Here is a 13,596-nt window from a genome sequence, read left to right as displayed (position 1 = left end):
AACAGTTCTAACGCAGACCGGTACCGCGGGCGAGGGCGGTGTCGATCAGGGTGGCGATGAGTGTCGGGTAGTCGACGCCGGATTCCGCCCACATCTTGGGGTACATCGAGATCGAGGTGAACCCGGGCATCGTGTTGATCTCGTTGATGACCGGACCGTTCTCGGTGACGAAGAAATCGACCCGCGCCAGGCCCTGGCAGTCCAACGCACGGAAGGCGGCGACGGCGAGTTCACGAATGCGGTGGCTCGTGGCGTCGTCGAGGGCGGCCGGGATGTCGAACTCACTGACATCGTCGAGGTACTTGGTGTCGAAGTCGTAGAAAGCATGATCGTCGATGTCTGCGTCGGGAATTCGGATCTCGGCGACGGCGCTCGCACGCACGGTGCCGTCGGGAAATTCGAGGACCCCGCACTCGACCTCGCGGCCATGGATCATGCCTTCGACGATCACCTTGGGGTCGTGTTCGCGTGCGACGGCGATCGCGGTGGGGAGTTGGTCCCACGCGGTGATGCGCGAGATTCCGATGGACGATCCACCTCGGGCCGGTTTGACGAATGCGGGCAGGCCGATTCGCTCACGCTCGGCAGCGGTCAGGTCGTCGACCGCGCGCCGGAGTACGACCTGGCGACCGATCGGCAATCCCTCGGCACCGAGCAGCTTCTTGGTGAATTCCTTGTCCATCCCCGCAGCGCTGGCCAGCACGCCCGGCCCGACGTACGGAACGCCGGCCAACTCGAGCAGACCCTGCAGGGTGCCGTCCTCGCCGTACGGTCCGTGCAGAACCGGGAACACGACGTCGACGGATGCAAGCACTGTCCCGCCTTCCCCCTCCCCGAGGGCGAGCAGGGCGCCGGCGTGACCCGGGTCCGTACTGAGGGCAAGCGCTGCTCCGGTCTTGTCCACGGTCGGCAGTACCCGGTCGTGAATCGTCAGCGCATCGACGTCGGAGGAGCCGAGTACCCATGCACCGTCCGAGGTGATTCCCACGGGAACCACCTCGTACTTGGCCGGATCGAGGTTCTGGAGCACGCTACCTGCCGATACACAGGACACGGCGTGCTCGCTGCTGCGGCCACCGAACACGACGGCAACTTTGATGCGGGGAGTACTCACGATGAGAAACCGTACCGCCGCGGCTCATCGAATGCGGATTCGCCCTGTTCGTCTCGAGACCGCCGTCACTGCCTCACTCGGGCTTGATACGACGTCCCAGCAGGTGCCCGACCGCATCCGGAACGGACATGCCGCCGTGACACACCCGATGCACGGCGTCGGTCAGCGGCATCTCGACGTCGTAGCTCTCGGCGAGCGCACGGACCGAGGTACAGGACTTGACGCCCTCGGCAACCTGCCCGTGCGCTGCTTCCTGCGCACTCTCGAGGGATCCGCCAGAACCGAGTCGTTCGCCGAACGTGCGATTGCGCGAGAGGGGTGACGAGCAGGTGGCCACCAGGTCTCCCACGCCGGCAAGGCCCGACAGCGTCGACGGCTTGGCACCGAGTGCTACTCCGAGACGGATGATCTCGGCCAGACCCCTGGTCATGATCGACGCGAGGGTGTTCTCGCCGTATCCCACGCCGGCAGCCATCCCGCAGGCGAGGGCGATGACGTTCTTGCAGGCACCACCGATCTCGGCACCGATGACATCACTGTTGGTGTAGGGCCTGAAATATCCGGTGGCGCAGGACTTCTGAATCTCGAGGGCACGCTGGGAGTCGGAGCACGCGATGACGGTCGCGGCGGGCTGCCCCTCCGCGATCGGGCGCGCAAGATTGGGCCCGGACAGGCACGCGACCCGGCTGGGATCCGCACCGGTGACCTGAGAGATCACCTGACTCATCCGCATCAGCGTTCCGGTCTCGATTCCCTTCGCCAGGGAGAGCAGCGTCGCCTGCGGCGGGATCGAGTCGGTCCACGCCCCCAGATTGGCCCGCAGACTCTGCGACGGCACGGCCAGCACCACGATGTCGGCTCCGTCGAGTGCACGGGCAGGGTCGCTGGTTGCGCGGATCGACGACGGCAGCTCGATTCCCGCAAGGTAGTCCTTGTTCTCGTGGTCGTCGGTGATGGATGCAGCGAGCTCCTCGCGGCGGGCCCACATGGTGACGTCCGTTCCGGCATCGGCCAACACCTTGGCGAATGCGGTCCCCCACGAACCCGACCCCAGTACCGCTGCTCTGCTCATGCCGCCAACCCCTCACCTACTCGCCGATGCCCTGTTCCACGCGCGCATCACCCTAACGCGCAGACCTGCTCGGGCGGTCGGAGTCGGCACAGATCCATGGCGCTGGCAGGATCGAGCACCATGGGTGCATCACGAGACGACGACGGCGACCGGGCGGGCGCGTCGTTCGACCCTGCTCGCCGCGTCGTCGAGGTTCTCATCGCGGTGAAGGATCTCACCGGGGCGAAGTCCCGCCTCGCGGCGGAGTTCTCGGCGGCCGACCGGACACGACTGGTGCTCGCGATGCTGAGCGACACCGTGGCGGCCGCAGACGCGGTGTCGGTGGTCGCGTCGGTCACGGTGGTCACCCCGGACCCTCTCGTCGCAGAGACCGCACGCAGACTCGGTGCACGGGTGTTCGACGAACCGGTCCGCGATCCTGCCCTGCAACCGGACGAACGCCTTAATCACGCGTTCGCCGCCGCGGCTCACGCACTGCGTCACGGTCACGTCGGCGCGGACGTCCTCGGGGGCGAGACCGTCGCCGGGAACCGTGTCGACATCATCGCCTTGCAAGCAGACCTGCCGGCGATGCGTTCGGTAGAACTCGCTCAGGCGTACACCGCTGCTCGCCGGGGAGGCAGATCACTCGTGGTCGACCATCACGGCACGGGGACCGCTGCCCTGATCCTCAAGGGCTCGCACGACGAGCTGACACCTTTGTTCGGTCGAGACTCCGCACGCCGCCACACCGAGTCGGGCGCACGGGAACTCGACGGCACATGGCCGGGTCTTCGACTGGACGTGGACACTGCAGACGACGTCCGCAGAGCACACCGTCTGGGAGTCGGACCGGCGACGGCGGCAGTCCTCCGCTCGCTCGGCTGGAGTGACGAGGCATCTGCGACGACTGCGTGACGGTGCGGACCGCCGCGGCAGTCTAGTGAACACGCGCCCGAGTTCGGCCATCGGAGTTTCACCGACGCCCGGCATGGGGGATGATCGTCCGGTGAGCAAAGACGACGTGCAGCCAGGGAACGAAGATCCGTCGAACGAGGCAGGAGAGGGTGCCGATTCCGAGCCGGTGTGGAGCGCTCCGCTCGCTGCCACGATGCCGAGTATCCCGTCCGCGTTGCCCGCTGCCACACCGGAGTCGGTGGACAGTGCCACAGTGCTTCCCGAAAATCGCTATCTGAACCGGGAATTGAGCTGGCTCGATTTCAACTCACGCGTCCTCGCCCTCGCTGAGGACTCCTCGCTACCGCTGCTCGAACGAGCGAAGTTTCTCGCGATCTACGCGTCCAATCTCGACGAGTTCTACATGGTTCGGGTGGCAGGCCTCAAACGCCGTGACGAAACCGGACTTTCGGTTCGATCCGCCGACGGCATGACCCCACGCGAGCAGCTTGCGGTGATCGGTCAACGCACCCAGGAACTCGCACTCAAACATGCCCGAGTGCTACTGGATTCGATTCTGCCGGAGCTCACCGCCGAGGGCATCGCCATCATCCGGTGGTCCGATCTGGACAGCGACGAACGTGCACGCCTGTCGGAGTACTTCACCGAACAGGTCTTTCCGGTACTGACGCCCCTCGCCGTCGACCCAGCGCACCCCTTCCCCTACATCAGCGGACTGAGCCTCAATCTTGCTGTCACAGTGAAGGATTACTCCACAACGGGCGAGCACTTCGCCCGCGTCAAGGTCCCCGACAACGTCGACCGTTTCGTGCGCGTCAAGCGCGGCGACGGCAATCACCGTATCGACGCCTTCCTGTCCATGGAGGAGTTGATCTCCGCACACCTCGACGTACTCTTTCCCGGAATGGAGGTCGTCGAGTCTCACGCGTTCCGTATCACTCGCAACGCCGATTTCGAGGTCGAGGAAGACCGCGACGAGGATCTCCTTCAGGCACTGGAGCGAGAGCTCGCCCGCAGGCGCTTCGGTTCGCCGGTCCGCCTCGAGATCGCCGACGACATGACCGAGCACATGCTCGAATTGTTGTTGCGCGAACTCGATGTCGATCCCGGCGACGTCATCCAGGTCCCCGGACTGCTCGACCTGTCGTGCCTGTGGCAGGTCTACAGCGTCGACCGTCCGAACCTCAAGGACGCGCCCTTCGTCCCGGCCACCCACCCGGCATTCGGTGAGAGAGAGACCCCCAAGAGCGTCTTCTCGACTCTCCGCGACGGTGATGTCCTGGTGCACCATCCCTACGATTCGTTCTCCACCAGTGTTCAGCGCTTCATCGAACAAGCCGCAGCCGACCCGCAGGTACTCGCCATCAAGCAGACGCTGTACCGCACCTCGGGCGATTCACCGATCGTCAATGCGCTCGTCGATGCTGCCGGTGCAGGCAAACAGGTCGTTGCACTGGTCGAGATCAAGGCGCGTTTCGACGAACAGGCCAACATCGAGTGGGCACGGAAGCTGGAAAAGGCGGGCGTGCACGTGGTGTACGGCCTCGTCGGCCTCAAGACGCACTGCAAGACCTGCCTCGTGGTGCGCCGAGAGGGGTCGGTCATTCGCCGGTACTGCCACATCGGCACCGGAAACTACAACCCCAAGACAGCGCGAATCTACGAGGACGTGGGTTTGCTCACGTCGTCTCCCGAAATCGGAGCCGACCTCACCGATCTGTTCAACTCGCTCACGGGATACTCACGAAAGTCGAAGTACCGCAACCTACTCGTGGCACCGTACGGGGTTCGCCGCGGAATCGTCGAACGCATCGAAGCGGAGGTCGAACACCTCAAGGAGGGCCGTGCGGCTGGAATTCGCCTCAAGGCCAACGCATTGGTCGACGAGCAGGTCATCGACGCGCTCTACCGAGCCTCGATCGCGGGCGTTCCGGTCAAGGTCGTGGTTCGCGGAATCTGCGCACTCAAGCCGGGGGTTCCCGGTCTGTCGGAGAACATCGAAGTTCGTTCCATCCTCGGCAGATTCCTCGAACACTCGCGGGTTCTGCACTTCCAGGGTGCCGACGAATTCTGGATCGGTAGCGCCGACATGATGCACCGAAATCTCGACCGCCGAGTCGAAGTGATGGCTCAGGTCAAGGATCCGCGACTGGCGAACCAGCTCGGTGACATCTTCGATTCCGCCCTCGACCCCACCACACGCTGCTGGGAACTGGGACCGGACGGCGGTTGGGTCGCCTCACCGGCACAGGGCGAGAAGGTCCGCGAGCATCAGGTGGAATTGATGCGCAGCCGGAGGAATCAGGCGTCCTGATGGGCACATCCGACGGCTCCCCCCGTGCCAACATCTTTGCGGCCGGCTCGATCCTGTGGCGACGTTCGCCGCGGAGCGATTCGGCAGTCGAGATCGCCTTGGTGCACCGACCCAAGTACGACGACTGGTCGTTCCCCAAGGGAAAGCTCGATCCCGGCGAAACGGCAGTCGACGCCGCGGTCCGAGAAGTCAAGGAGGAGACCGGATTCGATTCTCGGCTCGGACGGTCGTTGTCCTACGTCACGTATCCGATCCCGGGTCACCGTCGGGTCAAGAAGGTCCTGTACTGGGCGGCGGAAGTCACCGGAGGGCAGTTCGTCCCCAATGTCGAAGTGGACGAACTGCGGTGGATCGCACCGGAGGACATCGGCCGCGAACTCTCGTATCCCATGGACCACAAGATTCTTCGGCGGTTCGTGGCCAAGCCTGCCGATACCTCGACCGTGCTGTTGGTTCGGCACGGCAGTGCGGGCTCACGGTCACGGTTCAAGGGCAACGACGTCGAGCGTCCACTCGACAAGACCGGACGACGGCAGGCCGAGTCCCTGGTCTCGCTGCTCCGGGCATTCGGGGCCGACACGGTGTATGCGGCCGACCGTGCCCGCTGTGTCCAGACGGTCGCACCGTTCGCAGAATCGTTGGGAGTGGACATCCTCCCGGAGCATCTGCTGTCCGAGGAGGGGTACGCCGACGACCCACGCAAGGGCCGTCATCGCGCTCGCGACATCGCCGAACTGCCCGGCACGCCCGTTGTCTGCAGCCAGGGAAAGGTGATCCCCGACCTGATGCGTTGGTGGGCCGAAAAAGACGGAATCACCCTGCCCGCCAACAGAAATCGCAAAGGCAGCGTGTGGGTTCTCTCACGTCACGACGGCCGGCTCGTTGCGGCCGACCATATCGCCAGCCCCTTGCCCACCCTCGTCGCTGACAGCTAGTCGGACGCGACACGAACGACAAACAGGCCCTCGACTCGATATCCGAGTCGAGGGCCTGTCGTAGTTCGTGCGAGCTGTGAGCCTGCAGGCTCTACTTCTTCGCTGCGCGCTTTGCGGGTGCCTTCTTTGCCGGAGCCTTCTTCGCCGGAGCCTTCTTGGCTACGGTCTTCTTGGCGGCAGTCTTGGCCGGAGCCTTCTTGGCGGGTGCAGCCGTCGTTGCGGCCTTGCGAGCAGTTGTCTTGGCCGGAGCCTTCTTCGCAACTGTCTTGCGCGCCGTGGTCTTCGCGGGAGCTGCCTTCTTGGCGGCGGTCTTCGCGGGAGCCGCAGCCTTGCGAGCCGTGGTCTTCGCGGGAGCGGCCTTCTTCGCAGCCGCAGTGGTTGCCTTGCGAGCAGTCGTCTTCACGGCCGCCTTCTTGGCAGCGGTCTTCTTCGCAGCCGCAGTCTTCTTGGCCGGAGCCGCAGCCGAACCGCGCTTGACGGCGGGACCGGTGGCAGGCAATTTCTGTCCGCCGGCGATGACTGCCTTGAACTGTGCACCCGGACGGAACGCCGGAACGTTGGTCGGCTTGACGCGGACGGTCTCGCCGGTGCGGGGGTTACGCGCGACACGCGCTGCGCGACGACGCTGCTCGAACACGCCGAAGCCTGTGATCGTGACACTCTCGCCGCGATGTACAGCACGCACGATGGTGTCGACGATGTTCTCGACAGCCTCTGTGGCGCTCCGCCTGTCAGACCCCAACTTCTCGGTCAGGGCGTCGATCAGCTCTGCCTTGTTCATGGAATTTCCTCCGCTATATGGTGGCCCATCGTCGGACCGACTACTACAACGGTAAACCCCAAGTCGTCAAGAGTCTATGCGCCACGCCAATTTTCATGACGTGTCGCGGAATGATTCACGGCCGCAAAGCGTGTCGGACCCCCACCCGGTCAGCTTTCTGCGGGGGTCTCGATCAGCGCCGGGAGCGTCAGGGGTTTGTATGAAGGCCTTGACTTTTCGTACTCCGCAATGGCCTCTACCTGGCGTAATGTCAATCCGATGTCGTCCAGACCTTCCAGCAGACGCCACCGGGTGTAGTCGTCAATCGCGAAGCGCACCACCAAAGTTCCAGCCGTTACGGTCTTGTCGACGAGGTCGACAATTATTTCCAGACCGGGCTGTTCTTCTAAGGCTTTCCACAGCAATTCGACGTCCGACTGATCCACTTCGGCCGCCAGCAGTCCCGCTTTGCCGGAGTTTCCCCGGAAGATATCGGCGAACCGGGACGCGATCACAACCCTGAATCCGAAATCCGAAAGTGCCCAGACGGCATGCTCGCGTGACGATCCCGTACCGAAATCGGGCCCGGCCACGAGCACCGAGCCTCGGTTGTAGGGCTCGAGGTTCAAGATGAAGTTCGGATCCGAGCGCCAGGCGGCGAACAACCCGTCCTCGAATCCGGTGCGGGTCACCCGCTTGAGGTAGACCGCGGGGATTATCTGATCGGTGTCGACGTTGGACCGCCGCAGCGGAACTCCGATACCGGTGTGCTTGGTGAAAGCTTCCATCGAATTGTCTCCTGTGAGTTCGATCGATCCGGGCGAGGACGCGTTCTACGCGAGATCGGCCGGAGAGGACAGGGTTCCGCGGATTGCGGTAGCGGCTGCAACCAGAGGCGACACCAGGTGGGTTCGACCACCCTTGCCCTGCCTGCCTTCGAAGTTGCGATTCGACGTGGACGCCGATCGCTCGCCTGCCGCGAGTTGGTCCGGGTTCATACCGAGGCACATCGAGCATCCGGCCTGCCGCCACTCGGCACCTGCGGCAGTGAAGATGTCGCCCAGACCCTCCTCCTCCGCCTGCGCGCGCACCCGCATGGAGCCGGGTACCACCAACATTCGCACTCCCTCGGCCACACGATGTCCTTCGAGAACCGAAGCAACGGCGCGCAGATCCTCGATCCGCCCGTTGGTGCACGAACCGACGAACACGGTATCGACAGCGATGTCTCGGATCGGTGTGCCGGCTTCGAGACCCATGTACTGCAACGCCTTCTGCGCTGCCACACGGTCGCTCTCGTCGACCATTGCCTCGGGATCGGGCACCGTACTACCCAGCGGCGCTCCCTGCCCCGGATTGGTTCCCCACGTGACGAACGGTGTCAGCGTGTCGGCGTCGATGTGGACCTCGTTGTCGAACACCGCATCCGGATCGGTCGCCAGCTCGTTCCACGCCGCAACCGCCGCGTCCCAGTCGGCGCCCTTCGGAGCATGCGGTCGCCCCTTCAGATACTCGTAGGTGACGTCGTCGGGCGCGATCATGCCGGCCCGCGCACCCGCTTCGATCGACATGTTGCAGATGGTCATTCGCGCTTCCATCGACAGCTTTCGAATCGCCTCACCGCGGTACTCGAGTACGTACCCCTGTCCGCCACCGGTACCGATCTGGGCAATGACCGCAAGAATCAGGTCCTTGCTCGTCACTCCGGGGGCGAGCTCACCGTCGACGGTGATCGCCATCGTCTTGAACGGACGCAGCGACAGCGTCTGAGTCGCCATCACGTGCTCGACCTCGCTGGTACCGATACCCATCGCGATCGACCCGAACGCTCCGTGCGTCGAGGTGTGGCTGTCACCGCACACGACGGTCATGCCGGGCTGCGTCAACCCCAACTGCGGCCCGATGATGTGCACGATTCCTTGATCGAGATCGCCCATCGGGTACAGCCGAACGCCGAATTCCTCGCAGTTGCGGCGAAGTGTGTCGACCTGTGTGCGCGAGACGAGATCTGCGATCGGGGCGAAGATGTCGGCCGTCGGGACGTTGTGATCCTCGGTTGCGATCGTCAGATCGGGACGCCGGAGCCCGCGCCCGGCAAGCCGCAGACCGTCGAACGCCTGTGGACTGGTCACCTCGTGCACGAGATGAAGGTCGATGTAGATCAGATCCGGCTCGCGGGCTCCGCCTTCCCCGCCGCCTCGGACCACCACATGCTGGTCCCATACCTTCTCCGCCAAAGTCTTCGGTGTTTCGGACATCGGTGTCGTGGACCTCGTCTTCCCTGTCGTCGCGCCGGCGAACTTCGCTGATTCGCGTCGCGTCATCGTCTCGACATCATGCCCCTCGGCGCGCTGGAGATCTCGCACTTGTGCAATCTCAGCATCCGGGAGGCTAATATCGTTCTATGAGACAGCATAGCCTGGGCGGCCTCGTCGACAAATCGAGCGGTATCGGCGTGCTCGACAAGGCGATGGCGGTGCTTCACGCAGTGGCCGAGAAGCCCTGCAATCTCAATGATCTGTGCGCTCGAACCACCCTGCCCCGCGCCACCGCCCACCGACTCGCGATCGGGCTGGAGACGCACCGCCTCCTCGTTCGGGATGCCGACGGTCTGTGGCACACCGGTCCTGGGCTCGGAGAGCTCGCAGCAACCGCCTCGGACTCGCTGCTCGATGCGGCTGCCTCCGTCCTCCCGCGTCTACGTGAAATCACCGGCGAGAGCGTTCAGATCTATCGACGCGAGGGGACGGTGCGTGTCTGCGTTGCGTCCATGGAGCCCCCGACCGGCCTCCGAGACACAGTGCTCGTGGGAGCGCGGCTACCGATGACGGCCGGGTCTGGTGCCAAAGTCCTTCTGGCATGGGCGGACTCGCAGACTCAACGAATCGTTCTACCCGACGCAGAATTCGGCGAGCGCGTCCTGCTCGAAGTTCGACGTCGCGGATGGGCGCAGAGCGCAGGCGAACGCGAACCCGGCGTAGCGAGTGTGGCCGCGCCGGTGCGCGACGGCAACGACACTGTGGTGGCGGCGATCTCGGTGTCCGGACCCATCGATCGAATCGGACGCAAGCCCGGTGCCCGCTGGGCCGCCGATCTTCTGGCGGCGGCGGACGCTCTGCACAAGCGACTCTGATCGACGCGTACGGCGCCGCTCGGACGGCCGGAAAACCGGCTGATCGCGAGACGAGAGTGGGGTACCTTCGTTTCGAGCGGCCCACCCGGCCGGTCGTCGACTGCGAGGAGTCACCCATGCCCGAATCCGGCAGTGAAGAACTGAAGAAGAAGTTCCGCGAAGTCCTGGAACAGAAGAACAGCAAGTCCCGCAATTCCGTCGAGCACAAGGACGGTGGGCCGAAGGTCGACAACGTTCACGGCCCGGCCGACCACCAGAAGATGTTCCGTCGCAAGAGCGTCTGAAACGCGGGCCGATACGACAACACCCTCCCGATCCGAGGATCGAGAGGGTGTTGTCAGTTGTAGCCCCGACGGGATTCGAACCCGCGCTACCGCCTTGAGAGGGCGGCGTCCTAGGCCGCTAGACGACGGGGCCAGGAACTTCACCTGCATTGTTCAAGCTTGTAAGTGCCGAGTCAGCTTAACTGCCTCGGCACCGGCGACAAAATCGCCGCTACTTGCTCGCTGGGGTACCAGGACTCGAACCTAGAATGGCGGTACCAGAAACCGCTGTGTTGCCAATTACACCATACCCCAAAGCACTTGAATCGAAATGCTCACCACGGTCGGTGTGCACTGCGTTTCGAGCCGGGATAGAGACTATCAAAGGTGACTACCCATTCTCCAAATCGGCTGCTCAGAGCGCTCGAAACCGCGGCCGGACAGCCCGAGGACAGTGCCGGGCACACGTCTCCGGCCGCGCGAGGGCCCGCCCTTCGCATCGGCTCACGCAAGGAGCAGACTTGCACTCCGTGACCTCTCGCACACCGCATACACTCCGATGAAGGTCATGCTCGTTTCTCGCGGCGAACAGGCTGTGCTGACCCGTCTCGGCGACGACTGCGATGTTCTCGGCGACCCCACAGTCGTCGACGATCCGGCTGCGGCCGTTGCGGAGCTCGAGCTGACCGCACGGCCCAGATGGATCTGGGAGGACACGAGCCGGATCTACCCACGGTTGCTCCAACGAGGGGTACGCGTACGCCGCTGTCACGATCTCGCACTGGTCGGTGCGATTCTGTCGATGCGGGCCGGCTCGGCGACTGCCCCGTCGGCTCCCGCCGACCTGCGACCGGGACTGTTCGACGCCGATCCGCACTTGGACCCTGCTGCGGTGCTCACCGAGTACCGTCGTCAGTTCCAGGACATCGGCGCCGATCGAGCACTGCAACTGCTCGCGGCAGCCGAGTCCGCCGGTGGTCTGGCCGCTGCGGAGATGACCTACGACGGCTTGCCCTTCTCGGCAGCGGCGCATCGGCGTCATCTCGAGTCCATGCTCGGAACCCGCCCGATCGATGGCTCCCCTCCCCCTGCCCTGCTACGGCTCGAACGTGAGATCTCGTCCATGTTCGGTCGGCGCGTCAACCCGTCGTCTCCGGTCGAGGTGGTGGCTGCGTTCGCCCGTTCCGGGATCGAGCTGACATCGACGCGCGCTCACGTCGTCCGCGAGATAGATCATCCAGTCGTGCCCTTGCTGCTACGTCATCGCGATCTCTCGAAATTGCACAGCACGAATGGGTGGACATGGCTCGACACCTGGGTCGAGGGCGATCGATTCAGGCCGGTCTACGTTCCGGGTGCCGTGGTCTCCGGGCGATGGGCAAGCCGAGGCGGAGGTGGCTTGCAGATTCCGAAAGCATTGCGAGCCAGCGTCATTGCGGACCTCGATCACACATTCGTGGCCTCGGACGCCGGTCAGCTCGAACCACGCATTCTCGCCGCGATGTCCGGCGACCCACGCATGGTGGCCGCTGCAGGCACTGCAGATCTGTACGCGCCGGTGGCCGCGGAGTCGTTCGAGGGCGATCGCGGCAAGGCCAAGGTCGCCGTTCTCGGCGTGCTGTACGGCGCGACGTCGGGCGAGGCTCGCGGTCTGCTGACTCGACTGCGAGCCAAGTTCCCCGGTGCCGTCGCCCTCGTGGAGTCGGCTGCACGCGCCGGTGAACGAGGCGAGGTGGTGCATTCGTGGCTGGGGCGGGCGTGCCCACCACCCTCGGCGCAATGGTGGTCCGGCGGTGACGCGCATGCGCGGGGTCGCTTCACTCGTAACTTCGTGGTGCAGGCCACTGCTGCGGAATGGGCGTTGTGTCTGTTGGCCGATCTGCGGGGACGGCTGGCCGACGAAGTCGGAGCCGACAGTAGCGAACTGGTGTTCTTTCAGCACGACGAGGTGGTGGTGCACTGCCCGACGGTGGATGCAGACCGGGTGTCGGAAGCCGTTGCAGCGGCAGCATTGTCGGCCACTCGATTGATGTTCGGCGATACGGCCGTGCGGTTTCCGATGGAGACGAGAATCGACCGCTTCTACGGCGTTTCGACTTCCGATTCGGAGTCGGAGTCGGAGTCCGTCTGAGCACTCGGTGGGTCCTCGAACGTCACATCGATTTCCTCGAATGCGGTGCTGCGCTGCGCTTCCGCCTGTCCGGTGTAGGTGAGCTTGTCACCTTCGGTCAGTTCCACGTCATCGGTGAAGGGGCCCAGAAGGGCTCGCGGGAAGAGGCGATCGACGCGAACGACGTTGATCTCCATACACATCACGACGGCCAACGAGGTGATGTAGAGAAACGCCAGCAGTCCCAGCACCACTGCGAACACTCCGTTGGTGACGGTCGCGTTGCTCACCACGTATTTGACGTACACGCTGCCGAAGCTCTGCAGCAACTGCCAGACGATGCCTGCAGTCACGGCACCTGGGAGCACGTCTCGGACGGACAGTGCCCTGGCGGTCGCCAAACGGAAGGCGACGACGAACACCCCGATGTAGAGGAGTGTGGCAACGGTGAACACGATCGGACCGGCTTCCGGACCGAAATATCCTGCCGCACTGAGGACATTGAGCGCGGTGATCGTCAAGGTCGCGATCCCGACCGTGCTGAGCAGACCCAATCCTCTGATGCGGGCCCGAATGGGATCGGGGCGCACGTTCTTGGGCACCGTCCACGCCGTGTTCGTCGCGTTCTGCAGCGCCACCGACACGCCGAGCCCGCCGTAGAGTGACCCGAGTCCACCGACCACCAGCCCCAGCACGCCGCCGCTGATTCGATCCGGCTGTCCGAGCTCGTCACCGATCACCGGAATCTGGCCGAGCGCCGAATCGAGGATCTGGCGCTGCAGGTCGGGGTCTCCGGCCAACACGATGCCGAGGATCGTCGACAGCAGCAACAACAACGGAAACAGCGAGACGAAGGCGTAGTACGTGATCAGGGCGGCGAGGTATCCACCCTGATCGTCGACGAACTTGTAGACCACCGCGATGGGGAAGCCCAGAACCGGCCGCCTGCGCTGAAGCCGATCCAGTCGGTCGGCGACGCTCATTCGAGGTGGCCCGAG

General features: G+C 64.4%; 12 protein-coding genes and 2 tRNA genes. 6 read left to right on the top strand and 8 right to left on the bottom strand.

Annotation, left to right across the window (positions count from 1 at the left end):
- Positions 1-7 precede the first annotated feature (7 nt).
- On the bottom strand, positions 8-1,114 hold the full coding sequence (locus tag CH275_RS02830) for a D-alanine--D-alanine ligase family protein (RefSeq protein ID WP_094674940.1): 1,107 nt from the start codon (positions 1,112-1,114) through the stop codon (positions 8-10).
- A 73-nt stretch (positions 1,115-1,187) separates the two neighbouring features.
- Positions 1,188-2,186 (bottom strand): NAD(P)H-dependent glycerol-3-phosphate dehydrogenase, encoded by a 999-nt coding sequence (locus tag CH275_RS02825; RefSeq protein WP_094674938.1) that lies wholly within the window; start codon positions 2,184-2,186, stop codon positions 1,188-1,190.
- Positions 2,187-2,306: 120 nt separating this feature from the next.
- On the opposite strand from CH275_RS02825, the gene cofC reads away from it, so the two are divergent.
- The 3 genes from cofC to CH275_RS02810 all read left to right on the top strand — a co-directional run bounded on the left by cofC (position 2,307) and on the right by CH275_RS02810 (position 6,332).
- Positions 2,307-3,083, top strand: a complete 777-nt coding sequence (cofC, locus tag CH275_RS02820; RefSeq protein WP_094675354.1) for a 2-phospho-L-lactate guanylyltransferase — start codon at positions 2,307-2,309, stop codon at positions 3,081-3,083.
- Between the two features lie 193 nt (positions 3,084-3,276).
- Positions 3,277-5,397: an RNA degradosome polyphosphate kinase gene (locus tag CH275_RS02815; RefSeq protein WP_256990846.1), complete on the top strand. Its 2,121-nt coding sequence runs from the start codon at positions 3,277-3,279 to the stop codon at positions 5,395-5,397.
- Positions 5,397-6,332, top strand: coding sequence for an NUDIX hydrolase (locus tag CH275_RS02810; RefSeq protein ID WP_094674936.1), 936 nt, complete (start codon positions 5,397-5,399; stop codon positions 6,330-6,332). The genes CH275_RS02815 and CH275_RS02810 overlap by 1 nt, the downstream gene beginning before the upstream one ends.
- Before the next feature lie 91 nt (positions 6,333-6,423).
- On the opposite strand, the gene CH275_RS02805 is transcribed toward CH275_RS02810, so the two are convergent.
- From CH275_RS02805 to leuC, 3 genes are all read right to left on the bottom strand, one after another.
- Positions 6,424-7,113: an HU family DNA-binding protein gene (locus CH275_RS02805; RefSeq protein ID WP_037189723.1), complete on the bottom strand. Its 690-nt coding sequence runs from the start codon at positions 7,111-7,113 to the stop codon at positions 6,424-6,426.
- A 149-nt stretch (positions 7,114-7,262) separates the two neighbouring features.
- The gene (gene leuD / locus CH275_RS02800; protein ID WP_094674934.1) at positions 7,263-7,880 is read right to left on the bottom strand and encodes a 3-isopropylmalate dehydratase small subunit; all 618 of its coding nucleotides are present in this window, start codon (positions 7,878-7,880) and stop codon (positions 7,263-7,265) included.
- A 45-nt stretch (positions 7,881-7,925) separates the two neighbouring features.
- Positions 7,926-9,350 (bottom strand): 3-isopropylmalate dehydratase large subunit, encoded by a 1,425-nt coding sequence (leuC, locus tag CH275_RS02795; RefSeq protein WP_094675350.1) that lies wholly within the window; start codon positions 9,348-9,350, stop codon positions 7,926-7,928.
- A gap of 146 nt (positions 9,351-9,496) precedes the next feature.
- Here leuC and CH275_RS02790 point away from each other — a divergent pair, with 146 nt between their 5' ends.
- Together CH275_RS02790 and CH275_RS29345 are read left to right on the top strand one after the other, a co-directional pair.
- Positions 9,497-10,225: an IclR family transcriptional regulator gene (locus CH275_RS02790; RefSeq protein ID WP_094674932.1), complete on the top strand. Its 729-nt coding sequence runs from the start codon at positions 9,497-9,499 to the stop codon at positions 10,223-10,225.
- 116 nt (positions 10,226-10,341) lie between these two features.
- Positions 10,342-10,509 carry a DUF5302 domain-containing protein gene (locus tag CH275_RS29345; protein ID WP_179275935.1) on the top strand — a complete coding sequence of 56 codons (168 nt, stop codon included), beginning with the start codon at positions 10,342-10,344 and terminating at the stop codon, positions 10,507-10,509.
- A 60-nt stretch (positions 10,510-10,569) separates the two neighbouring features.
- Here the strand turns inward: CH275_RS29345 and CH275_RS02785 are convergent.
- Positions 10,570-10,642: transfer RNA gene (locus tag CH275_RS02785), tRNA-Glu, on the bottom strand.
- A gap of 89 nt (positions 10,643-10,731) precedes the next feature.
- Positions 10,732-10,803, bottom strand: a tRNA-Gln gene (locus CH275_RS02780).
- Between the two features lie 244 nt (positions 10,804-11,047).
- Between CH275_RS02780 and CH275_RS02775 the strand changes: the two genes are divergently transcribed.
- The gene (locus tag CH275_RS02775; protein WP_094674930.1) at positions 11,048-12,619 is read left to right on the top strand and encodes a bifunctional 3'-5' exonuclease/DNA polymerase; all 1,572 of its coding nucleotides are present in this window, start codon (positions 11,048-11,050) and stop codon (positions 12,617-12,619) included.
- Here CH275_RS02775 and CH275_RS02770 read toward each other — a convergent pair.
- Entirely contained in the window at positions 12,571-13,581 is a 1,011-nt protein-coding gene (locus CH275_RS02770; RefSeq protein ID WP_179275934.1) for a YihY/virulence factor BrkB family protein, read from the bottom strand. The two genes, CH275_RS02775 and CH275_RS02770, sit on opposite strands and share 49 nt — an antisense overlap.
- Positions 13,582-13,596: the final 15 nt, after the last annotated feature.

Origin of the sequence: Rhodococcus sp. 06-235-1A (genome assembly GCF_002258785.1) — a bacterium.
In the GTDB taxonomy this organism is placed as follows: domain Bacteria; phylum Actinomycetota; class Actinomycetes; order Mycobacteriales; family Mycobacteriaceae; genus Rhodococcoides.
The sequence above is the reverse complement of the archived record's forward strand: the minus strand, read 5'-3'. Positions and strand labels throughout refer to the sequence as shown.

Coding starts and splice junctions, on each gene's coding strand:
- CH275_RS02825 (WP_094674938.1), bottom strand. CDS start 2,186: ATGAGCAGAGCAGCGGTACTGGGGTCGGGTTCGTGGGGGACCGCATTC.
- cofC (WP_094675354.1), top strand. CDS start 2,307: ATGGGTGCATCACGAGACGACGACGGCGACCGGGCGGGCGCGTCGTTC.
- CH275_RS02815 (WP_256990846.1), top strand. CDS start 3,277: ATGCCGAGTATCCCGTCCGCGTTGCCCGCTGCCACACCGGAGTCGGTG.
- CH275_RS02810 (WP_094674936.1), top strand. CDS start 5,397: ATGGGCACATCCGACGGCTCCCCCCGTGCCAACATCTTTGCGGCCGGC.
- CH275_RS02805 (WP_037189723.1), bottom strand. CDS start 7,113: ATGAACAAGGCAGAGCTGATCGACGCCCTGACCGAGAAGTTGGGGTCT.
- leuD (WP_094674934.1), bottom strand. CDS start 7,880: ATGGAAGCTTTCACCAAGCACACCGGTATCGGAGTTCCGCTGCGGCGG.
- leuC (WP_094675350.1), bottom strand. CDS start 9,350: ATGTCCGAAACACCGAAGACTTTGGCGGAGAAGGTATGGGACCAGCAT.
- CH275_RS02790 (WP_094674932.1), top strand. CDS start 9,497: ATGAGACAGCATAGCCTGGGCGGCCTCGTCGACAAATCGAGCGGTATC.
- CH275_RS29345 (WP_179275935.1), top strand. CDS start 10,342: ATGCCCGAATCCGGCAGTGAAGAACTGAAGAAGAAGTTCCGCGAAGTC.
- CH275_RS02775 (WP_094674930.1), top strand. CDS start 11,048: ATGAAGGTCATGCTCGTTTCTCGCGGCGAACAGGCTGTGCTGACCCGT.
- CH275_RS02770 (WP_179275934.1), bottom strand. CDS start 13,581: ATGAGCGTCGCCGACCGACTGGATCGGCTTCAGCGCAGGCGGCCGGTT.